General features: G+C 44.2%; 26 protein-coding genes. 15 read left to right on the forward strand and 11 right to left on the reverse strand.

The genetic code is table 11. The features are described from left to right. Positions 1-51: 51 nt before the first annotated feature. The gene (gene nadE / locus J4N43_RS17535) at positions 52-882 is read right to left on the reverse strand and encodes an NAD(+) synthase (RefSeq protein WP_053350088.1); all 831 of its coding nucleotides are present in this window, start codon (positions 880-882) and stop codon (positions 52-54) included. 178 nt (positions 883-1,060) lie between these two features. Here nadE and J4N43_RS17540 point away from each other — a divergent pair, with 178 nt between their 5' ends. Beyond that, positions 1,061-1,594 carry a nicotinate-nicotinamide nucleotide adenylyltransferase gene (locus J4N43_RS17540; RefSeq protein ID WP_053307875.1) on the forward strand — a complete coding sequence of 178 codons (534 nt, stop codon included), beginning with the start codon at positions 1,061-1,063 and terminating at the stop codon, positions 1,592-1,594. Between the two features lie 14 nt (positions 1,595-1,608). Next, entirely contained in the window at positions 1,609-2,091 is a 483-nt protein-coding gene (locus J4N43_RS17545) for a hypothetical protein (RefSeq protein ID WP_017635276.1), read from the forward strand. 127 nt (positions 2,092-2,218) lie between these two features. Here the strand turns inward: J4N43_RS17545 and J4N43_RS17550 are convergent, their stop codons facing one another. Further along, positions 2,219-2,827 carry a cupin domain-containing protein gene (locus tag J4N43_RS17550; RefSeq protein ID WP_053350089.1) on the reverse strand — a complete coding sequence of 203 codons (609 nt, stop codon included), beginning with the start codon at positions 2,825-2,827 and terminating at the stop codon, positions 2,219-2,221. A 191-nt stretch (positions 2,828-3,018) separates the two neighbouring features. Here J4N43_RS17550 and J4N43_RS17555 point away from each other — a divergent pair, with 191 nt between their 5' ends. Further along, complete coding sequence (locus tag J4N43_RS17555) at positions 3,019-4,128, forward strand: 1-acyl-sn-glycerol-3-phosphate acyltransferase (RefSeq protein ID WP_053350090.1); 1,110 nt, start codon at positions 3,019-3,021, stop codon at positions 4,126-4,128. 73 nt (positions 4,129-4,201) lie between these two features. Here the strand turns inward: J4N43_RS17555 and J4N43_RS17560 are convergent, their stop codons facing one another. Further along, complete coding sequence (locus J4N43_RS17560) at positions 4,202-4,801, reverse strand: leucine-rich repeat domain-containing protein (protein WP_053350091.1); 600 nt, start codon at positions 4,799-4,801, stop codon at positions 4,202-4,204. A 319-nt stretch (positions 4,802-5,120) separates the two neighbouring features. Here J4N43_RS17560 and J4N43_RS17565 point away from each other — a divergent pair, with 319 nt between their 5' ends. Then, positions 5,121-5,393 (forward strand): YnjH family protein, encoded by a 273-nt coding sequence (locus J4N43_RS17565; protein ID WP_005375306.1) that lies wholly within the window; start codon positions 5,121-5,123, stop codon positions 5,391-5,393. A 207-nt stretch (positions 5,394-5,600) separates the two neighbouring features. Further along, complete coding sequence (gene tnpA, locus J4N43_RS17570; RefSeq protein ID WP_062730726.1) at positions 5,601-6,035, forward strand: IS200/IS605 family transposase; 435 nt, start codon at positions 5,601-5,603, stop codon at positions 6,033-6,035. 60 nt (positions 6,036-6,095) lie between these two features. Here the strand turns inward: tnpA and J4N43_RS17575 are convergent, their stop codons facing one another. Beyond that, positions 6,096-6,395: a YfcZ/YiiS family protein gene (locus J4N43_RS17575; RefSeq protein ID WP_005375307.1), complete on the reverse strand. Its 300-nt coding sequence runs from the start codon at positions 6,393-6,395 to the stop codon at positions 6,096-6,098. 607 nt (positions 6,396-7,002) lie between these two features. Between J4N43_RS17575 and J4N43_RS17580 the strand changes: the two genes are divergently transcribed. Further along, positions 7,003-7,464 (forward strand): TetR/AcrR family transcriptional regulator, encoded by a 462-nt coding sequence (locus J4N43_RS17580; protein ID WP_005385033.1) that lies wholly within the window; start codon positions 7,003-7,005, stop codon positions 7,462-7,464. Positions 7,465-7,576: 112 nt separating this feature from the next. Here J4N43_RS17580 and J4N43_RS17585 read toward each other — a convergent pair whose 3' ends face one another. Genes J4N43_RS17585 through J4N43_RS17610 form a run of 6 tightly spaced genes read right to left on the reverse strand, consistent with a single transcriptional unit; the run spans position 7,577 to position 12,158 of the window. Then, entirely contained in the window at positions 7,577-8,359 is a 783-nt protein-coding gene (locus J4N43_RS17585) for a heme ABC transporter ATP-binding protein (RefSeq protein ID WP_005385036.1), read from the reverse strand. After that, positions 8,359-9,396, reverse strand: a complete 1,038-nt coding sequence (locus tag J4N43_RS17590) for a FecCD family ABC transporter permease (protein WP_053350537.1) — start codon at positions 9,394-9,396, stop codon at positions 8,359-8,361. The genes J4N43_RS17585 and J4N43_RS17590 overlap by 1 nt, the downstream gene beginning before the upstream one ends. Before the next feature lie 9 nt (positions 9,397-9,405). Then, on the reverse strand, positions 9,406-10,275 hold the full coding sequence (locus tag J4N43_RS17595) for a heme/hemin ABC transporter substrate-binding protein (RefSeq protein WP_053350536.1): 870 nt from the start codon (positions 10,273-10,275) through the stop codon (positions 9,406-9,408). A 28-nt stretch (positions 10,276-10,303) separates the two neighbouring features. Further along, positions 10,304-10,717: an ExbD/TolR family protein gene (locus J4N43_RS17600; RefSeq protein ID WP_053350535.1), complete on the reverse strand. Its 414-nt coding sequence runs from the start codon at positions 10,715-10,717 to the stop codon at positions 10,304-10,306. Beyond that, entirely contained in the window at positions 10,714-11,412 is a 699-nt protein-coding gene (locus tag J4N43_RS17605) for a MotA/TolQ/ExbB proton channel family protein (RefSeq protein ID WP_005375324.1), read from the reverse strand. Before J4N43_RS17605 ends, J4N43_RS17600 begins: the two co-directional genes overlap by 4 nt. After that, positions 11,412-12,158: an energy transducer TonB gene (locus J4N43_RS17610; protein WP_064354554.1), complete on the reverse strand. Its 747-nt coding sequence runs from the start codon at positions 12,156-12,158 to the stop codon at positions 11,412-11,414. Before J4N43_RS17610 ends, J4N43_RS17605 begins: the two co-directional genes overlap by 1 nt. A gap of 160 nt (positions 12,159-12,318) precedes the next feature. Here J4N43_RS17610 and hutW point away from each other — a divergent pair, with 160 nt between their 5' ends. From hutW to J4N43_RS17630, 4 genes are all read left to right on the forward strand, one after another. Continuing rightward, entirely contained in the window at positions 12,319-13,689 is a 1,371-nt protein-coding gene (hutW, locus tag J4N43_RS17615; RefSeq protein ID WP_062730920.1) for a heme anaerobic degradation radical SAM methyltransferase ChuW/HutW, read from the forward strand. A 32-nt stretch (positions 13,690-13,721) separates the two neighbouring features. After that, positions 13,722-14,225, forward strand: a complete 504-nt coding sequence (gene hutX, locus J4N43_RS17620; RefSeq protein WP_053350533.1) for a heme utilization cystosolic carrier protein HutX — start codon at positions 13,722-13,724, stop codon at positions 14,223-14,225. Positions 14,226-14,281: 56 nt separating this feature from the next. Then, positions 14,282-14,812, forward strand: a complete 531-nt coding sequence (hutZ, locus tag J4N43_RS17625; protein WP_017635270.1) for a heme utilization protein HutZ — start codon at positions 14,282-14,284, stop codon at positions 14,810-14,812. A gap of 97 nt (positions 14,813-14,909) precedes the next feature. Continuing rightward, positions 14,910-15,446: an ATP:cob(I)alamin adenosyltransferase gene (locus J4N43_RS17630; RefSeq protein ID WP_005375333.1), complete on the forward strand. Its 537-nt coding sequence runs from the start codon at positions 14,910-14,912 to the stop codon at positions 15,444-15,446. Positions 15,447-15,526: 80 nt separating this feature from the next. Here the strand turns inward: J4N43_RS17630 and J4N43_RS17635 are convergent, their stop codons facing one another. Continuing rightward, on the reverse strand, positions 15,527-16,441 hold the full coding sequence (locus J4N43_RS17635) for a chemotaxis protein (protein ID WP_005385059.1): 915 nt from the start codon (positions 16,439-16,441) through the stop codon (positions 15,527-15,529). Positions 16,442-16,655: 214 nt separating this feature from the next. Between J4N43_RS17635 and ppiC the strand changes: the two genes are divergently transcribed. The 5 genes from ppiC (at position 16,656) to J4N43_RS17660 (ending at position 21,952) form a co-directional block, all read left to right on the forward strand. Next, complete coding sequence (gene ppiC / locus J4N43_RS17640) at positions 16,656-16,997, forward strand: peptidylprolyl isomerase PpiC (RefSeq protein WP_080276970.1); 342 nt, start codon at positions 16,656-16,658, stop codon at positions 16,995-16,997. A gap of 343 nt (positions 16,998-17,340) precedes the next feature. Continuing rightward, on the forward strand, positions 17,341-18,669 hold the full coding sequence (locus J4N43_RS17645) for an MATE family efflux transporter (protein ID WP_053350532.1): 1,329 nt from the start codon (positions 17,341-17,343) through the stop codon (positions 18,667-18,669). Between the two features lie 148 nt (positions 18,670-18,817). Continuing rightward, entirely contained in the window at positions 18,818-19,579 is a 762-nt protein-coding gene (locus J4N43_RS17650; RefSeq protein ID WP_080996863.1) for an ATP-binding cassette domain-containing protein, read from the forward strand. Positions 19,580-19,599: 20 nt separating this feature from the next. After that, positions 19,600-20,448 carry an ABC transporter ATP-binding protein gene (locus tag J4N43_RS17655; RefSeq protein WP_053350531.1) on the forward strand — a complete coding sequence of 283 codons (849 nt, stop codon included), beginning with the start codon at positions 19,600-19,602 and terminating at the stop codon, positions 20,446-20,448. Continuing rightward, on the forward strand, positions 20,438-21,952 hold the full coding sequence (locus J4N43_RS17660; RefSeq protein ID WP_158159413.1) for an ABC transporter substrate-binding protein: 1,515 nt from the start codon (positions 20,438-20,440) through the stop codon (positions 21,950-21,952). Before J4N43_RS17655 ends, J4N43_RS17660 begins: the two co-directional genes overlap by 11 nt. The last annotated feature ends 3 nt before the right edge of the window (positions 21,953-21,955 follow it).

Raw genomic sequence — 21,955 nt, forward strand, 5'->3', positions numbered from 1 at the left:
GCTGCTATTTTTAGCAGCGTTTTGAGTTTTAAAGAGAGCTGAAAATATCGCTTAGTCGTAAATCGTCGGGATTGGCTGGCGTTTGTGCTGCGTTGCTTTGTAAATCGCTACCAGACGGTCACTCACTTGCTGTGGAACAGGTTTGCCCTCTAAGAAGTCGTCGATTTGCTCGTAAGTTAGGCTTAGGGCATCTTCATCTGCTTTTTGTGGAGCAAGCTCTTCTAAGTCTGCTGTTGGCACTTTCTTCACTAGTTGCTCAGGTGCACCCAATGTAGCAGCCACTTCACGAACTTGGCGCTTACTTAATCCGAACAATGGTGCCATGTCACAAGCGCCATCACCAAATTTAGTGTAGAAACCAGTGATGTTTTCTGCTGAGTGATCAGTACCAAGAACAAGGCCGCCTACGTAGCCCGCGATCTCGTATTGAGCAACCATGCGAGCACGCGCTTTTACATTGCCTTTTACGAAGTCGACTTTTGCTGCATCAGTTGGTAAAAGACCTGTACCTTCTAATGCAACGTGAGAAGCCGAATGAAGCCCATCAACACCTGCTTTGATGTTTACCGATACAGAATGGGTTGGCTGGATAAAAGACAGAGCGAGCTGAGCCTCATCTTCATCTTTTTGCTCCCCATAAGGCAGGCGAACTGCGATAAATTGGTAGCTGTTGTTGCCCGCTTCTTCGTTCAGTTGGTCTACAGCCAACTGAGCTAAACGACCGCATGTCGTTGAGTCAACGCCACCGCTGATGCCAAGAACAAGAGACTTACAGCCCGCTTCTTGCAATTTACGCTTAATAAAAGCGACACGGCGTTCAATTTCAAAATGCGGATCAATTGAAGGGAGTACGCGCATTTCGTCACGGATGGATTGTTCCATTTAGGGTTCCTTTTCCTGCAAATATTTCAGACTCTAAAGCACATTTGCTCAAATGGTGATAAACCATACAGTTGAGGCTCATTAAACGCGACTTTAGGGTCAAAAGCTGTAAAGATTAGTAGTATCATACCGAAATCATCAGATTAGAAAACTCTCTTCAACCAGGTAATCACCGGATATGAAAAAAATCGCCATTTTTGGTAGTGCATTTAACCCACCTAGTTTAGGGCATAAAAGTGTTATTGAGTCTTTGAGCCACTTTGATCTTGTGCTACTTGAGCCAAGCATTGCACACGCTTGGGGCAAGAACATGCTTGATTACCCAACTCGGTGCAAAATGGTTGATGTGTTCATCAAGGATATGGGGCTTTCTAATGTTCAGCGTTCTGATGCAGAGCAAGCTTTATACCAACCTGGACAAAGTGTGACGACCTATGCGTTGTTAGAAAAAATTCAAGAAATCTACCCAACTGCCGATATAACTTTTGTCATTGGTCCTGATAATTTCTTCAAATTTGCTAAATTTAGTAGAGCTGAAGAGATTACGGAACGTTGGACTGTTATGGCATGTCCTGAAAAAGTAAAAGTCAGAAGCACAGATATTCGCAAAGCATTGGCCGAGGGTGAAGATATCGGCGCCTATACAACACCTTCCGTACGTGATTTATTACTTAGTAAAGGCTTATACAGAGAAACATTGTCTGGGAACTGAGAGGTCAGATTTTCATGGTCAGAGTCGTTTTATTTAGTGCATGTGCGCTGCTTGTGGTGACACAAGCTCATTCCGCGTGTAACTATTTTTCTGATCGTTCCGTGGTGTTTGAAGATAACACGCTTCCAATCTGTGAAGAAATTTTAGATTCCATCGGCGTGTTAAGTACTGAAGCATTGATTTGGTATGCAGCGGAAGCGAAGCTTGAAGGACCAACAGAAAACTATTGGGAGGAGTGGGCGATTAAGCCGGAAGACACCCCACTTCTAACTCAAAACTTAGAAAAGAATTACTTTGGTCTTGGTTTTTGGATGCCGGAAGAGCTCCGAGACGAAGAGAGTAAAATGGATACAGAAGAGTGGCTTCGTAGTCACGGGTTGATGTTCAGCGTTGGTTTTGGTGATAAATCCGACGGACAGCCAAGAATGCGGTTTGATTATCGTTGGCACGAATATTATGACGCTGACTGGATGATGCAGATAGAAGTACCTTTCTAGACACCTCAAGCAAATGAAAAAAGGGCGTACATTATCAATGTACGCCCTTTTTGTTTTTACTTGAATCTCTACTTTCTGTATCCGTAACTCTACGTAATGCTGAAAACGTAGCTTGTTAAAGAGCAAGTTATAGCGCTTCTCCAAAGACTAAAAAGCAAAGCTGTTCATATTCTTCGGTGTTACCAGCAAAAAGAGAGTCAACAATCTGCTCTTCCTTCTTCCCCGACAGTTTCATTTTTCTTGCTTCACGTAGTGTTAGTACCAAGCAAAGCTCTTTAGAAATATTCATGTCACAGCCAGGTGTCCACTGATTGATGGTTCTTGTTAATGTTGAGTGCGCTAGTTTAGGAGACAGCGTCAATACTTCATGCCTTACTACTGTCAGTAGATCGGTTTGCAGATCCGAGCGTTCGGCTGTTGTTGCTAGCTTCTCGACGAGCGCTTTTAGTAGCGGTGAAGGCTTCACAAAGCCCGCCTGTTGTGAGAAGTCGTCATTTAAACGCACAGAAAAATCACAACGATATATACGAGAATTAGGTAAAAAGGTGAGGGAGCTCAAACATCCTTGAGGAATCCAAAAATATTGGCCTGGTTCAATGGCATACTCCTGCTTACCCAATTTAATGACGGCTAACCCTTCGATGACAGACAATAGACTGTGCTTCAGTGCTTTTTTACGCGCAGCTACATCAAGAAAGGGGTATTTAGCGTCGTGAAATTCAATTGCGTAGTTCATTATGAGTACCAGTGTTTTTTGGCGCTAAGGGTAACGTTAAACCCATACGATTCCAACCTGCTGAGAGAATTTTTTAGCATGATAAATGGTGGCTTAACTGGTATGACCATGTTAAAAGTATGGGTTGAAATGCTGCTTGTCAGCAAAACTATGCGTAAAATGTGCCAGCTTTTTTTGATATGTAATGAACAATGACAGCCAATACCGATCCTTATATTGAAATTCGTCCTTACAACGACGAAGAAATTCCAGCAGCGCTGGATCGTCTAATCCAAGATGATGAATTTATCACTGCTATCCTAGAACATCGCTTTGCTAATAAAGCAGCGTGGTTCAAAACGCTAATGAGCCCGATCCTGCGCATCTACCTGAAAGCCAAGTGGAGCAAGCTTGATTCTGTCGAAGCAATTCAGATTGAAGTGAAGAAGTATCTGAAAGATACATTGAATAAGACAACGGATGGCGTCACTTTTTCTGGTTTGGATAAGCTGGATAAAAACACGTCATACCTATTCGTTTCTAACCACCGTGATATTGCGATGGACCCTGCGCTCGTAAATTATGGCTTGTACCAAAGTGGGCACCGTACAGTTCGTATAGCGATTGGCGATAACCTGCTGAAGAAGCCATGTGCGACAGAATTGATGCGACTCAATAAGAGCTTCATCGTTAAGCGCTCTGCTAAAGCGCCTAGAGAAATGATGAAAGCATTGGGACAACTTTCAAGCTATATCAAACATTCGCTTGATACTGGCAATTCAATTTGGATTGCCCAAAAGGAAGGCCGTGCTAAAGATGGAAACGACTTTACTGATCCTGCGATTTTAAAAATGTTCCATGTTGAAGGTCGTAAACAAAAGATCAGCTTTGGTGAGTACACGCGTTCTCTGAAAATCGTTCCTGTCTCGATTTCCTATGAAAATGATCCATGTGACATTGCCAAAGCAAAAGAGCTGTACGAAAAAGCAGAAAATGGCCGCTATGAAAAAGGCGAATTTGAAGATATCGAAAGCATCATTCAAGGTATCGTTGGCTATAAAGGCCGTGTACATGTTGCGTTTGGTGATGTGATTGAGCAAGAGTTTGAAACGCCGGAATCTCTTGCTGGTGAAATCGACCGCCAAATTCACAACAACTACAAGTTGTACCCAATCAACTTGTTAGCTGCTGGGCATGAAGATTCGAGCATCATTACGGAAGCGGTTAAGCGTCATCTCGCGGATAAGTTGGATCAGCTACCTGAAGGCGCAAGACCTTATTTGGTGGCGAGCTATGCTAATCCTGTGAATAACCAAGAGTAATCTTCGTCACTGAACTCGTTGATTCAGAATGCCTTAAAGCCTCGGTCTGACGGGGCTTTTGTTTATCTGCTCTTTAAGGTGCGACGGCGCCACCAAGGGTTAAACTGCTGGGCCATTTGGTGATTCTGTTACCACCTAAATAGATATTCCCTTTCACCGTCATTGTGTCTGGAAATACTTTCAGCGCTGATCCTCCAATATAGAGATTACCATCAACCACTAATCCTTCAGGAAGATCAGAAATGGGAGTGCGAATAACACTTAGATCACCTTTTACTCGAAGTTTAGCTGGAAGCGCTTTTAACGGTGTATCTGTCAGATTTAGGTAACCGCCTAGTTTGATGCCTTTAGGCCAGTTTTCGATCTTACTACCTAGTAGGTTTGCATAGCCTTTTATCTTTGTTCCTGAGCGAATAACTTTGAGTGCGCTGTTAGTTGCTTCCAGACTGCCTTCAACATCAAGCCCTTTGGGCAAGGTTTTGATAGGGGTTTGTGAGATGTTTAAGTTGCCCTTTACCACTAGGCCAGAGGGTAGTTGGGTGTAAGGCTTGTTTCTAAGATCAAGATTGCCGTAATTATCGATGTGACCAAACTTAGAATAGTAATCTAGCTCATATGCTAAAGGAGACGAGCAGAGCAGGATTGAAGTAAGGCATAGGGAAACAAAACGCATAGTCAAAGAGTTAGTTAAATACCGAGATCAACAGGTGCTTATCTTATACTTAAATAAACCTATTATGCATTTTTTGCTCACAGTTTTTGATTCATAACTTAAATATTCAAATTAGAGATACACGTTAAAAGTGTGCGCTTCTTTACTGAGCTAAGTAACTTCAAGCTTACTAAAATGAGATAAATTAAATGATTGAATGTGAAGCAGACCCAAGTGTAGAGGTGAGAAAAATATCAGTAGATATTTGAATAATATGAGATTCTTCCAAGAACTTCACAAGGGTCCTTGTTAGTATTATTGAGGTTTGAGGGAGATTTTCATGAAGTTAAAAAGTGTATCTATTTTTACCGCTGGTGTTTTTGCAGTACTGCTGTCGGGTTCCGTTTTTGCTAAATCATACAGTACACCAGAAAACAAAGCGCTAATAGTTGCTGACGGTAAGGTAGGTCAGCGTATCTGTTACTACGATGATAAAGCCTACACCACAGGGGCCGTGATTAATGTTGAAGGCGTATTACTGATGTGTACCGCTGAGAACGATTTTGAAACCAATGGCTCGTTAAAGTGGGTCGTGTTCAAAAAAGATAAATAAACGCGCCGAAGTTGTCTGTTTCATTTAGAGCGGTTTAAGATTAAGAGATTGGAAAAATAAAAAGCGAGCATCATGCTCGCTTTTTTCATTTTCAGCCCTAAACCACCTACTTCAGTAGGTGGTTATCATCCGTTTCGGCTTTGCCTGTAAAACTACTCATGCTAAATGCGTCTTTGATTTTTCCAGAAGTCAAAGAGGACAAATAACATGAGTAGATACAATCAAGCATCCCACGTATTTTGGCGTTGTCAATACCATATAGTGTGGACGCCAAAGTATCGATTTAGGATCTTGAAGAACAATATAGGTAAAGAAGTTTATCGATGTATTTATGTTTACTGTAATCAACTTGGATGTGAAGTCGTAGAGCTAAACGTACAAGTTGACCACGTACATTTAGTTGTAAAGGTCCCACCAAAGCTTTCGATATCCAAGTTGATGGGGGTATTGAAAGGCAAAATAGCCTTAAAGCTATTTAGCAAGTTTCCTCACCTTAGGAAGAATAGGCTTTGGGGTAATCACTTTTGGCAAAGAGGCTATTTTGTCGATAGTGTTGGAATCAATGAAGAAACAATACGCCGATATGTAAGACATCAAGAGAAGCAAGAGCGAGTAGAGCAGCAGCAATTGGCGCTGGACTAAACAAAGGCCCCCTTTTAGGGGGCTCACACAAAGCCACCTTCTTTAGAAGGTGGTAATTTACTAACGCGCGAGTGAGCGAGTTTTTAATTCAAAGATAAGTTTTTCAGCACTTACTTCAAATTTGAATCGAGCCGTCGCTTGGTTCGATTCTTCGGTTATTTCTGAAACATTGTATTCAACATCAGCACATACTGATTTAGCGAGCTCGATGTATTTTTGTAGTTCAGACTCTAGCTCTGTTTTTGTCTGTGCGAAAACCGTTACGTCGGCAACTTCGTCACCTTCTTTGATGATAAAGCCTATCTCGCCAGCACAGCCGCAGGCCTCACATACTTGGTTTTTTTCTAATTCGACACTCATAACGAATCCTCTTGTAAATACTAAGGGTATTCTATCAGGTATTTGATCTGTATCTACAAAAATGACGACTTTTGCGTAAAAAAGGAACAGAATAGGCACTTGTTAAGTAAGGGTTAAAGATTGGATTACTAAATCATCAAGAACGTTAATGTGATATATATCAACATTTAAAATCAATTAACGAACATAGTGACGAGATTTTGCTCAGTCCAGTTGAACTAATGGTTAATTTATAAGACTATTTCTTGATTGATTATTTTTAATAATTATCATTCTTGGTCTTTGAATAGTTTCGATGAATAATTGGCGCAAGGTTTTGATGAGACTAACTTTTCGCCTTATTTTGAGTAGCATGTATTGACAAAAACATAACTGAAAATTACACATTACGCAGTGTAAAGACGTTATGGTTTGGAACTCGACATGATATTAAATAGTCGCAATACATATACCCAAAGCGCTTTCAAGTGCAGCGCTTAGCAACCTGATTTCTAGGTTTTCGCTAATCGAACCGCATCGGCGAGCCGGGTATAATGCTAAGAATGATTTCATTCTGGCCTCATTTAATAGTGAGTTAGATGGATTTACAAAGAGAAGAGCTTAAAATATGCCAAAGCGTAGTAAAGAAGATACCGAAATCACTATCCAAAAGATCATGGATGCCGTTATTGATCAGCTACTCAGATTAGGTTACGACAAAATGTCGTACACGACGCTAAGCCAGCAGACAGGTATATCGCGTACCGGTATTAGCCATCACTTCCCTAAGAAAACGGACTTCACCGCCGCACTGGATGGCCGTATCTTTAAAATGTTTATTGAACACTTAGAGTTTGATAAAGGATTAAATGCATTTTCACAAAGTTGGATTAAAGCGCTGGAAGATGCTGAGTTTCTCGCGATTTTACGACTGCTATTCCATCACATTGTCACCGCTGAAAATGCGCAAGAATTTGCTGCTAATGGTATTGACCGCTTATACAAAATGGTTGAAAGCCAGTTTGGTGCGGGTGGTGACAAAGAGCTTGAGTGGTTGATTGGTCGATCATTGATCCAAATGAGCAAGTAATAGCCTTTAAAGCCCCAAATTCTGCCACTATCAAAGCAAAGGCCCGCAATTCTCATATTGCGGGCCTTTGTCGTATCAAAGTGTTTTAGAGACGGCTTAGAGGAGATACGCTTTATGCTGCGGCATGCACTTGAGGGAAGTCTAGCGTCGGATGTTTTGTCACAATAGAGCGATAGCCATAAACTTGCTCAATGCGCTCTGACGTTAGTGCATTCCATGGCGTGTCATCACAAACTAGTTTCCCGTTATGCAAGAGCACAAGGCGGTCTGCGTACTGAGAGGCTAGATTCAAGTCATGTAACACCACAACCACCGCAGCGTTCTGTGCTTTTGCCGTTTCACGAGCAATTTTTAACGTGTTGTGTTGATGGGCGAGATCCAACGCTGAGGTAGGTTCATCAAGCATTAAGATTCGTTTTTCGCCAGATTGATGTAGTTGTGTCATCACTCGTGCTAGATGCAGTCGTTGCTTTTCTCCACCAGATAAAGACGGGTACAGGCTTTCTGCTAAATGCAATACGTCGGTTTGTTCCATGTAATGTAAAGCCAGTTTAGTGGTTTCTTTATTGGACAGTGATAGCGGTATTGCCCCCAGCTCTACTACTTCTCTGGCTAGAAATGGGAAGGTTAAGGTGCTGTGCTGCGGGAGCATTGCAATATGTTTGGCGCTTTTTTCAGGCTCCCAATCATGCTTTTGTTTACCGAAGTAGGTGATGTGATGATTCGAAGAGATCTCACCGCATAGAAGCTTGAGTAAAGTACTTTTACCTGCGCCATTGGGGCCGAGTAGGGCGGTCACTTCACCAGCTCGGATATCAATGTTGATGTCATCGAGCACCACACGGTTGCCATACGTCATCGAAATGTTTTTCCCCGATAAAACGATCTGGTTCATTACAAAATCTTCCCTTTTTGCTGGAACAATAAGTAGATGAAAAAGGGCGCGCCAATCAATGCGGTCACGATTCCAACTGGTAATTCAGCTGGTGCCACGGCAACACGAGCAAACATATCTGCGGCAGTAAGAAGCAGTGCTCCCATTAAGGCAGATATTGGTAATAGCGTTCGATGGTCAGGCCCAGCGAGCATGCGCCCTAAGTGAGGAATCACGAGCCCAATAAAGCCAATTGCACCACTGATGCTCACCGTAATACCAACACCCAGTGCAGAAAGTAAAATAAGCTGACGTTTGAGTTTTTGAACCGGAACTCCTAAGTGTCTTGCTTCTGATTCCCCTAACAACAGAGCATTCAGCGCCATCGACTTCTTCTGAAACCAGAGCAATAGGATGACGAGTGTTATAGCAGATAGAGCAATCCCTGACCAATTTGCACCAGCTAATGAGCCCATCGACCAAAGCGTCAAATCTCGCAGCATCTGATCATCTGCGATAAAGTTCATGTAGCCAATCGCAGCCCCCGAGAGCGCGCTGATGGCAACGCCGGCTAACAACATAATTGTAACTGAGGTACCAAACTTACTTGTGCCGAGTTTATAAACGAGAATAGTCGTTAGTGCACCGCCAAGGAAAGCAAAAAGAGGCAGAGCCGCTAAGTTCATTAGTTGCGGATAGTTTTGGCTAAATTCAGCAAATACAACAATAGCGAATGCACCACCAAGAGCAGCGCCAGCAGACACACCAATGATACCAGGCTCGGCTAATGGGTTACGGAACAAGCCCTGCATAACCACACCACAAATTGCCAAAATGGCGCCGATGAACATACACAAAATGGTGCGAGGCAATCGGATTTCGTTAATGACCAACTGAATGTGAGGAGCGAGATCAGAACTGCCTCCCGTTAGGCTACGCAAACTGTCAGCAAAGCTAATGTTCATTGGGCCAACGGTAATAGAGGCGATAGCAATAAATGCTAAAAATCCACTAAGCACTGATAACGTCGTTGAAAGGGGGATGCGTCTTAACAACATGTCATGTCTCTATGGGTAAAGCAGTGCATTCAAGCGTTTAGCTTCTGCAAGGCTTTTAAGGCCCAAACCACCTACCAGAGCATGGCCATCAATCGTTATGATGTCTTTGTTCTTTCCAGCGGGTGTTGCAGCAAGAAGCGGCATTGCTTTTAAAATTGCATCGGCACCACCCAACGTTTCATAGCTGCGACCACTAACAATAATCACGTCAGGCTGCATCTCTACCATCGCTTCTGTGGATAGAGGCTTGTAAGACGAGAGTTGTGTAGCGGCTGGGTTTTGTCCGCCGGCGAGTTGAATAATTGCATCGGGTGTCGTTTGTGAGCCCGCAACATTTGCAGGTCGCCCTTCATGGATCAGCAGAAAGAGCACTTTCTTTTTCTTTGCTTGATTAGGCTGGTTTGCATTGAGTGCTTGTACTTGCGCCTGGACATCTTGCTTTAAGCTTTCAGCTTGAGCCTTGCGATCCATAAGGTTCGCAATTTGATCAATACGTTGATAAAGGCCCTCGACATTTGCATCAGTATTAACAATTTCTACATCTACGCCAGCCGATTTCAATTGGCTCAATGTTGTTTTCGGCCCCATCTCATCAGAACCAATGACTTTTGTCGGACGTAAGGCGAGCAACCCCTCCGCTGAAAGACGACGATGGTAGCCCACTTTAGGCAGTTCCATCCCTTTTGGTAATTGACTGGTGACGTCGATAGCAACCAAGCTATCTTTAGCGTCGAGTTCAAGCAAGAGTTCAGTGACGGCGCTGCCTGCGCTAACAACGCGCTCTGAGGATGGCGTTGCATTGGCAAAAAGTTGACTACTCGCAAGTAGGGAAATAGCTGCCGTGACAACAGCATGAATAGTGATGCGTGTGTTCTTCATTTTGAAAGGATCTCTATCTTACTTATTTTTATGATGGCTCTTCAGTGAGTAACTGAGTTGCTTGAATTCCGTTTTCTTGTAAAAAGCCGAGAAGTTGTACTAGCGACTGAATATTCGCGGTTTTTTCTGCTCCAATTACAATCGGTTTATCGCTTGACTTACTCTCTTCTAACAGCGCGAGGGTAAAGTTGTCCCAATCGATATATGTCTTGCCGTTAATAGCCCAGTAAGGCTCGTCTTTAAGAATATTTACCGTGATGGATTGCTTATCGACATCTGCAACAGCCTGAGATTCTGTGCTCGGTAAATTGACGTCTAATGAATCGAGTTTGACCGCTGCGGTTAACATCAGGAAAACCATGACGATAAAAATAATGTCTAACAGCGGTGTTAAATCGGGGGTTAAACCGTTACGACTATTATCTTGTGGTGTTTTAATCATTTAGTTGCTGCCTCAATCTTCTCAGAAGAGCGCAGTGTTACTTTTGAGTGGTCTGGCGAGACATGCTGTAACGAGATACCTTCAAGCCATAAGTTGACGTAGTTTAAAGTGTGCTCAAGCTTGGCGATTACACGATCCGCCCACAAACCAATGATCTGCGCTCCTGAAATGGCAGGAAGTGCGATAATGAGACCCGCGGCAGTGGTGCGCATAGCAAGACCTAGGCCGTCAGCCAAATCATTCGGAGTGATATTCCCCGTTGAAACCGCGATGCCTTTAAACATGTCAATTAAGCCAAGTACCGTACCAAGCAAGCCAATTAAAGGGCTGATGACGCCAATCAGCGTCAGCAAACGAAGGCCGGAATGCAACTGATGGCGTTTTTCTTGCAGCCAAATACCTGCGGCATCTTCTCTTAAAGATTTCGAGAAAGAATGATGAGCAAGCAACATCGCAACACCACGGTACAGAAGCGGCCGCTTATTCGACAACTCTTCAGCAAGTGCTTCAAGTTCGCTCCCATTTGTTGGGTCTAATCCTGTGAGCTTTTGGCGAATGGCTCGCTTTCCTACACCAAGGCTAATTAACACATGGAATAATCGCTCGGCGATGATCATCACGGTTAGAGCTGAGCAAATGATCAAAGGCCATGTCATCAGCCCAAATTGAGTTTGTAATTCTTGTAGTTGTTCCATTATCCATCCAACTTAAAACGAACAGGTACTTGTACTCGGTGAGCGACTTTTAGCCCACCTGAAATATGTGGTGTAAATTGCCACTGTTTGATCGCACGAAGTGCTGAGGCATCTAGCGACTCTGTGCCGGAAGACTCAATCAAAACCTGTTTAATCTGGTTACCATTCTCATCTAGCCATATCTCATACAAGGCTACACCTTCAATACCGCGTCTTTGTGCAGACCTTGGGTAACGGGGTTGTGTTGGTTGACTCACAAACGTTGGTTTGTCGACCAAGACAGGCTGAGACGTTGCCCCTTTGGATTGGCTCGCAGGTGCGGATTGTTGAGCTACCGTCTCTTTCTTCACTGGTTCCGTTTTTTTCTTTGGTTTCGCTTCGGGCTGAACCTTTTGCTTTGTTACGGTTTTGGTGGGCTCGACCGCTTTAGGTTTAGATTGTTTAACCGGTTCAGGTTTTTTCTCTACTACCTTCTTCTTAACAGCGTCTTTCTTGACGACCTGTTTTTTTACAATCTTCTTTTCTGGTTCAGGTTGGTCTTGAGGCTGCTGCTCTTTTGGTGGTGCTACATTTTCTGGTGTAGATTTTTCGACAGCGGGAGGAGCAGACACAAGATTTAGACTTACCGAACTTGCTGGGTTTCCAGCCGGCATCGCGAACACCTTTGTCTCTTGAGAAACAAAAAGAAGTGCGGCATGGATGGCAAGGGAAGCACCTCCTGCAATGACATATCTTTGTACGTTCACGGAATATCTCGGGAAACTATGAAAACTTGGGCAGATTATTACTTACAATGGAAATAAGATCAATTATCAATTGCATTATCATTACGCTCAAATTATGATTCTTGCAGAATTTTTAAGATCAGCTTCCATCCCTTACATGATGGGAGTTAAGCGAGTATATATGAGCGTCGATATCGATAAGCTTGATGAATCAGTGTTGGGCAGTGATAGTCCTGATCCATTGCGATTTGCTTTTGTTAAGAAGCATTCTGCACATGCCGGGGGAGCGAGCGTACCTGTGCCCTCGTCTCAACAACAGGCGATTTTTTCGAGTATTACGGCTAACTCAATTAAAGCGACCAATAAACGCTGTCTTTATATTCATGTTCCGTTTTGTCGCGTTCGTTGCACTTTTTGTAACTTCTTTCAAAATGCTGCAAGTCGCAAACTGGTTGATGAGTACTTTGAAGCATTAATGCAGGAGCTTAGAGAGAAAGCGGCATTACCTTGGACACAAAATGGTATTTTTCACGCCGTATATATCGGGGGCGGAACGCCAACGGATTTATCTCCAGTACAGGTTCGTGTGTTAGGCCAGGCTATCCGAGACCACTTTCCTTTGGCTGCAGACTGCGAAATCACCTTAGAAGGTCGCATCAATCGTTTTTCTGATGAGTTGTATCAAGGCGCTTTAGAGGGTGGTTTTAATCGTTTCTCTTTTGGTGTGCAAAGTTTTAATACACAAGTGCGCCGCAGCGCAAAACGTTTAGATGATAGGGAAGATGTCCTCAAACGAGTGAGCGAGATCGCCAAAGAAGACAAAATTCCGGTCATTATCGATTTACTCTATGGCTTACCTTATCAAACCAAAGAAGTGTTAGAGCAAGATTTAAATGATTTCCTCTCGACTGGTGCACACGGACTGGATTTGTATCAGTTAGTGGTTGGTGGGTCCGCTCCCATGCTCAACCTCGTAGAAAAGGGAAAAATCCCGCTACCTGCGACCACACCAGAAAAAGCGGGAATGTACGAGCTCGGTGTGAACTTTATGGCCAAACACCATATGAAGCAACTTAGCGTGAACCATTGGGCAATCGATAACCGCGAGCGTAGTTTATACAATAGTTTAGCCAAGACTTATGCAGAGGTATTGCCAATTGGCTGTGGTGCTGGAGGTAATATCGGTGGCTACGGGATGATGCAACACCGCACACTAGAGACCTATATTAAAGCGGTCAACGAAGGTCAAAGCACCATCGCGATGATGATGAAGCAAAGCCCTCTAGAACCGCTTTTTTCTGCACTCAAATCTGCGTTTGACTGTGGCATTGTTCAAGCAAATCAACTTCCATCATTTATGGGAGAGGGCGCGTTCGGGTTTTTATTGCCTCTATTTAAAGTGTGGCAAGCGAAAGGCTTAGTACAACTACATGAACGTAGCGCAGTCCTTACTCTTGCAGGCAGCTTCTGGGCAGTGTCATTGGCTCAAAGTTGTATTCAGGTACTCACATCAGAGATGAACGAAACCGTACCGAAAGCATCCAATAATTAATGAAAACAAATTGAACAAAAACGGAAGACACAATGGAATCAATCAAGCAACAAGTTGAAGTATTACTAGAGCAAGAACCACAATTATTGCCAGCTGCGATGGCAGAGCGTCTTGGCATTTCCGAGTTTGAGGTTGTTGCGGCTCTACCTCAGGAAATGGTGGCTATTGCACCAGGAGAGCAAGCGCAAAGCATCCTAGAAAGTTTGGTTGGTTTTGGCCCGGTGACGACCATCGTCCACTCTTTTGGTTCTATCTTTGAAGTTAAAGCGCCGTTTCCAAAAGGAAAAGTGGCGCGTGGCTATTACAATTTAATGGGTAGAGAAGGTGAACTACACGGCCACCTTAAATTAGATAACGTTAAAAATGTCGCATTAGTCAGTAAACCGTTTATGGGTAGAGAGAGTCACTATTTTGGTTTTTTCTCGGAGTGCGGAAGCAATATTTTCAAGGTTTATTTAGGCCGTAACGAAAAGCGCGAGTTGATTGAAGAGCAAGTAACCTCATTTCGCGCCCTACAAGCCGAATTAAAAAAGTAATCACAAACATAATCGAGGCTTAACTCGAATACTAATTAGTAAAGTCAGGTATCAATATGGATCAACAAGTTAAACAAGAGCGTTTGCAAGGTCGTTTAGGGCCAGAGATCAAAGAGTTTCGTCAGGAGCGCCGTACACTTCAGCTTGCAACTGTCGATGCAGAAGGTCGCCCGAATGTAAGCTACGCGCCTTATGTCCAAAACCAGGAAGGTTATTTCGTTCTCATTTCTAAAATCGCTCGTCATGCCCGTAACCTTTTAGAAAATCCAAATGTTTCATTGATGATGATCGAAGATGAAGAGTCTTCAAAGCAGCTGTTTGCTCGTAAGCGCTTAACTTTTGATGCGGTAGCAAATGTAGTTGAGCGAGACACAGAGATGTGGCAACAAGTTGTTGAACAAATGAAAGAGCGTTTTGGTGAGATTATTGATGGTCTAAGCCAGCTAGAGGATTTCGTTTTGTTCAACTTAAAGCCAGAATCGGGGCTATTTGTTAAAGGTTTTGGTCAGGCGTATCAAGTGTCTGGTGATGATTTAGTCGATTTTGTTCACCTTCAAGAAGGTCACAAGAAAGTCGAAAGTGCCTGATTGTAAACCGATCATATGAATGTCGATCATTTGGCATAATGAACGTTTAAAGGGAGTTAGGTTATACTGACTCCCTTTTTTATATTGGAACAAAAGCATGAAACCTGTAAGCAAGGAATTGAGCGAGATTTGCTATCCGTTTATTTACGAGGACAGTCCGGTTTGTGACTTTGAAATTACAGCAGATGAACTTTGTAGTCGTATTGGCCTTGTTCTCGCTATGGAGTTGGACGAGTTTAGCCGCGATATACTGACAAGAATGCAGCCTAATGTTTATCATCTAAATGGTTCGGTTCGCGGAAAATTAGCGATTACAGAGACGGAAGTTGAAGAGTTAAAGGCCGATTATGCTTTGCTCAAGCAACGTATTGATGGCGGCTTCAAAGGCTTTGTTCTACCCGGAGGGCACCCGGCAGCCAGTCAATTGCATTTGTGCCGTTGCCAAGCTAAAAAAACGGTACGAGCATTAGTTGCCGTTGAACATACAGGTAAGAAGCAGCCCGCACCTATTTTGTTTCGTTACGCGAACTTATTAGCGAATGTACTTTACAGCCTAGCTTCTTATATTAATCATGCTCACCAAGTCAAAGAGACGGAATTCGTTTCTCGTAGTTACGCGATGCCAAAGAAGTGAGCTGAGAAATTAGCGGATGTGAGCATCAGGGATAGGACAAGTACTGCATTATATTCTCAAATCAACTCGTCCAATAAGAGTTAAGAAGTCATAGCTTTGGCTTCTAGCTCTTTTGCTCCGCGAAGCATCGCTTCGATTAGTTCTCCTGCATTGAATTTCTCAAGTGCCTCATGCGCGCCAACTTGGTGAGCTCTGTCTACACAGATTTCGCTCGATAACGATGTATGTAAAATGCGGTATGAATGGTTCAGAGAGGAATTATTCTGAACTTCAAATGCTAATTCATAACCGTCTAATCCGGGCATTTCAATATCGCTGACCAGAATATCAATTGGGCGATGAGCCGCAGCGTCACTTTTCATCAGTTCCAATGCATCTAAACCATTTTTACAGATTTGATACCCAATATTGATGCTATCGAGTGCGTCACACAGCTGTTTACGAGCGATGGAAGAGTCATCCACCAATAGAATACTGAGTGCTTTTAGGCGTTCTCGCTCAATATCTGTCAGCATTGGGATCTTTGAATTCTCGTACTGCGGATAAATTTTGGAAAGTAGCAGCTCCACATCCAGCATTTGAACAGTTTTGTCCTCGTAGCGAGTAATTCCAGTCACGAAAATATTTTTTCCAGCGCTCGGAGGTGGCGTTTCAATAGCTTTCCAATCGCACTCAATGATCTTCTCTATACTACGAACCATAAAAGCTACCACGGTTCGCAAGCAATCTGTCACGATCAAGTAGCAGCTTTTATATTCTTCTTCACTTATAGGACGAAAGCCAACAGCCGCTGACATATCGATCACTGGTACTGTTAAGTTACGTATCGTAACGGTTCCAATGACGTGATGATGCGAGTAAGGGATCTTTGTCGTTGGCATGTACGGGACGATTTCACGGACTTTTAGCGTACCGATAGCGAAACTCTGTTGCAGGGTGAGCTTAAACATCAACATGCCCTGAGATTGATTCGCTTTGCTAACGACTTTTGCCATGAAAATAACCTTATAAATACCACCGAATTGTGTCTAATCTAATCTTATCAGACGAAGGCTTCAACCATCGGAGAGACAAATGTGAGCTTTTTAGACAATCTTTTAGAGAATAGTGATTAACTGAGCAAAACTTGTTTGTATTTTAAACTCATTATGTAGACGATTTTATATTCCTCGTGTATTTGGGCCTTTACCGCTGAGCTATTATTAAGAAATGTTTGGTCTGTTAAAAAGGATTGGGTACACTTGCGCGACCAGAATAGTGAGAGATAGATCAATGGCAAATACAGCAGCCGCATTACATATTCTTGTGAAGCACAAAGAGCAAGCGGAAGACATAATCAAGCAACTGAAAAAAGGCGCAAAGTTTCAGACGTTAGCGAAGAAGTATTCAACTTGCCCGTCAGGCAAACGCGGTGGTGACCTTGGTGAATTCCGCCGTGGTCAAATGGTACCTCAATTCGACAAAGTGTGCTTTTCTGGCGAAGTGTTAACGCCGCATTTAGTTAAAACCAAGTTCGGTTGGCATGTTGTAAAGGTGCTTTATAGAACATAAGGCTTGGTATCGACCTAAACATTGTCAGATGAAACCCACAAGCATTAAATATCATCTGTACGGTCTCTTTTCACCAATCACTACCGTTATGACATGGCAGATACATTCTGATCTGCCATGCTCCACCAAACGCCAATCTTTCCAAACTAGAAACTCATTTATATGCAGTTAACTTGGCTTTTCTCATAAGTCGTTATCCTATTTCAAGCTTTGGTATGAGAATACGTTGGCTGGTTGTATCAATTATCAATGCTATTCCTTGCTGGCGAACTTTGGTTCATGTTCGGGCGCCATTCGCATATGATAGCGACCTTATAAAAATTAACCCCGTTCATAATTTAAGATGTCCCTGACTCATAAAGACTATTTTAAAATCGCATTTCCTTTCATTGTTTCTACTGTTACCCAACCATTATTGGGGGCGGTGGACACCGCGGTGATCGGTAAACTCGGTGTGGCAGAGATGATTGGTGGTGTGGCGATCGGCACCGTCATCATGAATACTTTGTATTGGCTGTTTGGCTTTTTCCGCGTCAGCACTACCGGGCAAAGTGCAATCGCATTAGGTAAAAATAGCCCAGAAGATCAAGCGAGTAGCTTATTCCGTCCTTTCGTGCTTTCGCTCTGCCTTGGCTTGATTTTTATTGCGTTGCAGTCCGTGATTTGGATGGGGGCAGAGCTGATTATCTCCCCTGATGCAGTCGTGGCCGAAAACGCTAAGATTTACTTCGATATCATGATCTTTGGTGCGCCATTTGTACTTCTGAACTACACCGTGATTGGTTGGTTGATGGGGCAGGCGAAAGCCAAAGAAACCTTGTTCACGCAAGTGTTTGGTAACGTGTTGAACATCGTGCTGGATATCGTCTTTGTGTTGTACTTCGATATGGGCATTGCTGGCGTTGCGGTGGCGACACTTATCGCGCAAATTTCGACGTTTGTTATTGGTGCGGTGCTTGTGTTGAAAACCTGTCGCTTCCCGCTGTTTGATTACATTCAGACCGCAAAAATGACGCGTAAAGATCTTAAAGTTATCGCGTCTTCCAATATGGATCTGCTGCTTCGTACTGTGTGTCTATTGGTGTTCTTCAACATGATGGCGCGTGTAGGCTCTCAGCTTGGTTCTGATGTGCTTGCTGCGAACGCAATCATGATGCAAGTGACCTTTATCGTCAGCTACATGTTCGACGGTGTAGCGAACGCGTCGAGCGTCTTTGCAGGTAAAGCGGTAGGCCAGAAGAATCCGACATTGCTTGATAACGTGATTAAGCTAAACACGCAATGGACCGCGGCGTTCGTTGTTGTCTTGACCTTGCTGTTAGTGCTGTTCAAACACCAAGTGGTGATGTTGTTTACCACCTTGCCAAACCTTGTTGAACTGTATCTAGACATGAGCCCTTGGTTATTGGCATTCCCGTTGGTTGCTGGTTTTGGTCTTACGTTTTACGGCATCTTTACCGGTACAGGGACGACGCGACCAGTGCGTAACTCTACCTTTCTAACCATGGTGTTGTTCTTAGTGACTCAATTTATTGCGGTGCAATATTGGGGCAACCACGGTTTATGGCTGGCATTCACTTTGTTCTACGTTGGGCGCTTTGTCTTCTTGTTCCCATACCTCGAACAAGTCAAACAAAAGTGTCAGCAATTCAAACTGTCACAAACGACCTAATTTAGATGTTCTTATAACAAGGGTGGAGTCATCTGCCCTTGTTGATAAATCTGAAAAAGGTGATGAAATAACCTTTCCGACTGGTTTCCTTGCTTTAACCCGCATGATATTATTTGTGATGTTATATTATTACATTTAGTTTTATGCCGTGATTTCTCAACCAATACTCTCCGTTAATAATCTCAGCCTTACAGACTCAGAACGCACACTCTTCAAAGACATTTCTTTTGAGCTGTTTCAAGGTGAAGTTCTTGCCATTATGGGACCTTCCGGCATTGGTAAATCCATGTTGTCGAAAGCCGTCGCAGGATTTTTGCCGTCTGATATTTGGGTAGACGGAAGTATCCAGCTTAACAGCAGTGAAGTCTCACAAACTGCCATGCTGCAACGTAGTCGACCGCAGCGCCCCGCGGTCATTTTCCAAGATGCACTCAAAGCGCTGAACCCATTGGCGTCTGTCGAACAACAACTGTGTTTGGCATTGACGGGCAACAAAACACGCTTGTCTTCAGCAAACCGAGAAACGGTGACGACCTTGTTGTCTCAACTCGGATTTGCGGATCCAAAAGCAGCATTAGCGCAGCATCCAAGCCAGTTATCTGGTGGTCAGCGCCAGCGTATTTGTATTGCGATTGCGTTGCTTGGTAGTGCCAACTTGATCATCGCTGATGAGCCCACCAGTGCGCTCGATCCAATCACCGAAGCGGAGATCCTTGAGTTGTTTCGCAGTAGTGTTCAGCAACGCAACATCAGTGGTTTGTTGATCACGCACGATCTGTCTGCGGCTTTGGCGTGTGACAAAGTCTTGGTGATTGCGGACAACACCATGGTGGCTTATGGCGAACCATGGCAAGCCATTCAGCAAAGTTCGCATCCTTTCTGCCAACAACTTGCGCAACTGCTGCCTTAACCTCATCTTTGGAGCCTATTTTGACTAAGCACAACTTGAGCGGGCACACGCAGCCTAAATCGGCGGAAGTTCGCTTTGAGCAAGCCAGTGTTCACTATTACTCCAAACCAAGTTGGTTAGGGGGTAAACCGTTTAAAGCGCTCGAACAATTGGATCTTGCCATCGACACAAAGAACATCGCGATTGTTGGTCCTTCTGGTGCGGGTAAATCGACCTTGATTGAGCTTTTGTTCGGTCTTCGTAAGCCCACATCTGGTGAAGTGTATGTGTGTGGCTATCCGCTATCGCGTAGCTCGGCTAAGCAGCGACAAGAGTTGTGTCAGCACATTCAACTGATTCCGCAAGAGCCGCAGTCTAGCTTGAATCCGTATTACACCGTTCGCCAGATCTTACTGGAGCCGTTAAGCAACATTGGTTTGACGCAAGAGCTTAACGAGAAGGTGGAAAAGGTTTTGGCGGATGTCGGTTTGGATCTCACATTGCTGGATCGCAACCCGCAGCAATTATCAGTTGGGCAAGCGCAACGTGTGGCTATTGCCAGAGCTTTGATTGTCGAACCTTGTGTGTTGGTTGCCGATGAGCCAACCAGCAGCCTAGACCCCGTCAGTCGTAAACAGATTCTTGACCTGTTGGCAGGCATTCAAAAGAGTCGTCATATGCGTCTGATTTTGGTGACACATGACCTCGATGCGGCACAAACCCTATGCGATGAAATCCTAGTGTTAGACAAAGGACGCGTTGTCGAGCACGGCACGGCACAAAACGTGACAAATAACCCATCGCACTTGATCACGAGAGCCTTGATGAGCGCTCAACACAAAAGTAATGAATTCACAAAAACCATTGGAGAGGTTTCTTATGCACCTTAGTACTCCCAAGTTAGCTTTGTCGCTGGCTTTAAGCGCATTGCTGACGGGTTGTTTTGACTCTGGCGAAAGCAAGCCAGAAGCGGAAAAAGCAGCTGCACCGCAAGCAACGGAAATTCGCGTTGCCATGATGCAACCACCACGCACAGGTTTGTCACCACTTTCAGATGACGCGTTCAAACTGTCACGTTGGAGCACAGCAGAAACGCTAGTGAACCTAAACGATCAGTCGGTAGCAGAGCCTATGCTGGCAACGGAATGGGAACAAGTTGATCCGATGACGTGGCAATTTACAGTACGTAAGGGCGTTAAATTCCACGATGGTTCTGACCTTGACGCCAACGCGGTTGTGAACTCTCTACAAAAAGCATTAGATGCCGCACCTAAGCCACGCATTTTGGATGGTATCGAATGGCAAGTTCGCGCATTGGACGACTTCACTGTTGAAATCAAAACGACCTTTAACGATCCATTGTTGTCAAGCCGTCTATCTAGCCCACAGCTAGCGATCCTTTCTGGTGCTGCATATCAAGAAAACGGTCGTGTTGTGCCAATCAATGCGGGTACGGGTCCATTCGTTCTGACAGAAATCAACGGGACAACCAGCGCAAAACTGAAGCGTTTTGACGGTTACTGGGGTGAAAAAGCAAAAGTAGACAGTATCTTTGCTGAATACGTACCAAACGGTTTTGCTCGTGCTGCTGCACTGCGTACCGGTGAGGCGGATGTCGTTGAAGCGGTTCCTGTATCGCAAATCGCGATGATGGAATCTTCACAGCTGCACGAAGTCGCAATGCCGCGTACCAACACGCTTTACCTAAACAATAAATCAGACGTGTTTGGCCAGTTCGGTTTGCGTAAAGCTGCAGCTCAAGCGGTTAACCGTGAGCAAATCATCAAAACGGTTTACGAGAACCACGCCGATTCAGCGAAAGGTCTGTTAGGTCCAGCATTGGCATGGGCTCAACCAATTCGTGATGCGAACCCTCGTATGGAAACCATGGAAATGCGCCACGCGAACGGTGAGAAGATCACCATCGGTACATTTACCGACCGTGCTGAGTTGCCAGAAGTAGCGGTGCTGCTAAAGCAACAACTTGAAGCGGCTGGCTTTGTGGTTGAGCTAGACGTTCGTGAATACGCACAAATCGAAAACGATGCACTAGCAGGTAAGTTCGATGCGTTCTTGTTGTCACGTGCAACGGTGCTGGATTCTGGTGACCCAGTGGCGTACATGCAAAGTGACTTTAGCTGTAAAGGTTCTTACAACCTAGGTCAGTTCTGCTCTGAAGAAGTGGACGCAGCATTGAAACACGCTGATCGTCAGCCTTTGGGTGAGAAACGCCAACAAGCGATCATCGAAGCAGAAAGCAAAATCCTTGAGCAATACGCTGTGATTCCACTGCTTCACGAGCGTGTAATCCAAGGTGAGAGTGACCGCGTGAAGAATGCACAACGTGACCCACGTGAGCGTCGCCTGATCGACCAGTTTACTGAGGTGAACTAACTC

Origin of the sequence: Vibrio sp. SCSIO 43009 (assembly GCF_023716525.1) — a bacterium.
GTDB classification, from domain to species: domain Bacteria; phylum Pseudomonadota; class Gammaproteobacteria; order Enterobacterales; family Vibrionaceae; genus Vibrio; species Vibrio alginolyticus.

What these genes read in the sequence shown, in the direction of transcription:
- J4N43_RS17580 (WP_005385033.1), top strand. Translation starts at nt 7,003, where the DNA reads ATGCCAAAGCGTAGTAAAGAAGATACCGAAATCACTATCCAAAAGATC.
- J4N43_RS17540 (WP_053307875.1), top strand. Translation starts at nt 1,061, where the DNA reads ATGAAAAAAATCGCCATTTTTGGTAGTGCATTTAACCCACCTAGTTTA.
- J4N43_RS17545 (WP_017635276.1), top strand. Translation starts at nt 1,609, where the DNA reads ATGGTCAGAGTCGTTTTATTTAGTGCATGTGCGCTGCTTGTGGTGACA.
- J4N43_RS17560 (WP_053350091.1), bottom strand. Translation starts at nt 4,801, where the DNA reads ATGCGTTTTGTTTCCCTATGCCTTACTTCAATCCTGCTCTGCTCGTCT.
- ppiC (WP_080276970.1), top strand. Translation starts at nt 16,656, where the DNA reads ATGTTTGGTCTGTTAAAAAGGATTGGGTACACTTGCGCGACCAGAATA.
- J4N43_RS17550 (WP_053350089.1), bottom strand. Translation starts at nt 2,827, where the DNA reads ATGAACTACGCAATTGAATTTCACGACGCTAAATACCCCTTTCTTGAT.
- tnpA (WP_062730726.1), top strand. Translation starts at nt 5,601, where the DNA reads ATGAGTAGATACAATCAAGCATCCCACGTATTTTGGCGTTGTCAATAC.
- J4N43_RS17600 (WP_053350535.1), bottom strand. Translation starts at nt 10,717, where the DNA reads ATGATTAAAACACCACAAGATAATAGTCGTAACGGTTTAACCCCCGAT.
- J4N43_RS17575 (WP_005375307.1), bottom strand. Translation starts at nt 6,395, where the DNA reads ATGAGTGTCGAATTAGAAAAAAACCAAGTATGTGAGGCCTGCGGCTGT.
- hutZ (WP_017635270.1), top strand. Translation starts at nt 14,282, where the DNA reads ATGGATCAACAAGTTAAACAAGAGCGTTTGCAAGGTCGTTTAGGGCCA.
- J4N43_RS17595 (WP_053350536.1), bottom strand. Translation starts at nt 10,275, where the DNA reads ATGAAGAACACACGCATCACTATTCATGCTGTTGTCACGGCAGCTATT.
- J4N43_RS17585 (WP_005385036.1), bottom strand. Translation starts at nt 8,359, where the DNA reads ATGAACCAGATCGTTTTATCGGGGAAAAACATTTCGATGACGTATGGC.
- J4N43_RS17635 (WP_005385059.1), bottom strand. Translation starts at nt 16,441, where the DNA reads ATGGCAAAAGTCGTTAGCAAAGCGAATCAATCTCAGGGCATGTTGATG.
- J4N43_RS17555 (WP_053350090.1), top strand. Translation starts at nt 3,019, where the DNA reads ATGACAGCCAATACCGATCCTTATATTGAAATTCGTCCTTACAACGAC.
- hutX (WP_053350533.1), top strand. Translation starts at nt 13,722, where the DNA reads ATGGAATCAATCAAGCAACAAGTTGAAGTATTACTAGAGCAAGAACCA.
- nadE (WP_053350088.1), bottom strand. Translation starts at nt 882, where the DNA reads ATGGAACAATCCATCCGTGACGAAATGCGCGTACTCCCTTCAATTGAT.
- J4N43_RS17645 (WP_053350532.1), top strand. Translation starts at nt 17,341, where the DNA reads ATGTCCCTGACTCATAAAGACTATTTTAAAATCGCATTTCCTTTCATT.
- J4N43_RS17660 (WP_158159413.1), top strand. Translation starts at nt 20,438, where the DNA reads ATGCACCTTAGTACTCCCAAGTTAGCTTTGTCGCTGGCTTTAAGCGCA.
- J4N43_RS17565 (WP_005375306.1), top strand. Translation starts at nt 5,121, where the DNA reads ATGAAGTTAAAAAGTGTATCTATTTTTACCGCTGGTGTTTTTGCAGTA.
- J4N43_RS17605 (WP_005375324.1), bottom strand. Translation starts at nt 11,412, where the DNA reads ATGGAACAACTACAAGAATTACAAACTCAATTTGGGCTGATGACATGG.
- hutW (WP_062730920.1), top strand. Translation starts at nt 12,319, where the DNA reads ATGAGCGTCGATATCGATAAGCTTGATGAATCAGTGTTGGGCAGTGAT.
- J4N43_RS17630 (WP_005375333.1), top strand. Translation starts at nt 14,910, where the DNA reads ATGAAACCTGTAAGCAAGGAATTGAGCGAGATTTGCTATCCGTTTATT.
- J4N43_RS17590 (WP_053350537.1), bottom strand. Translation starts at nt 9,396, where the DNA reads ATGTTGTTAAGACGCATCCCCCTTTCAACGACGTTATCAGTGCTTAGT.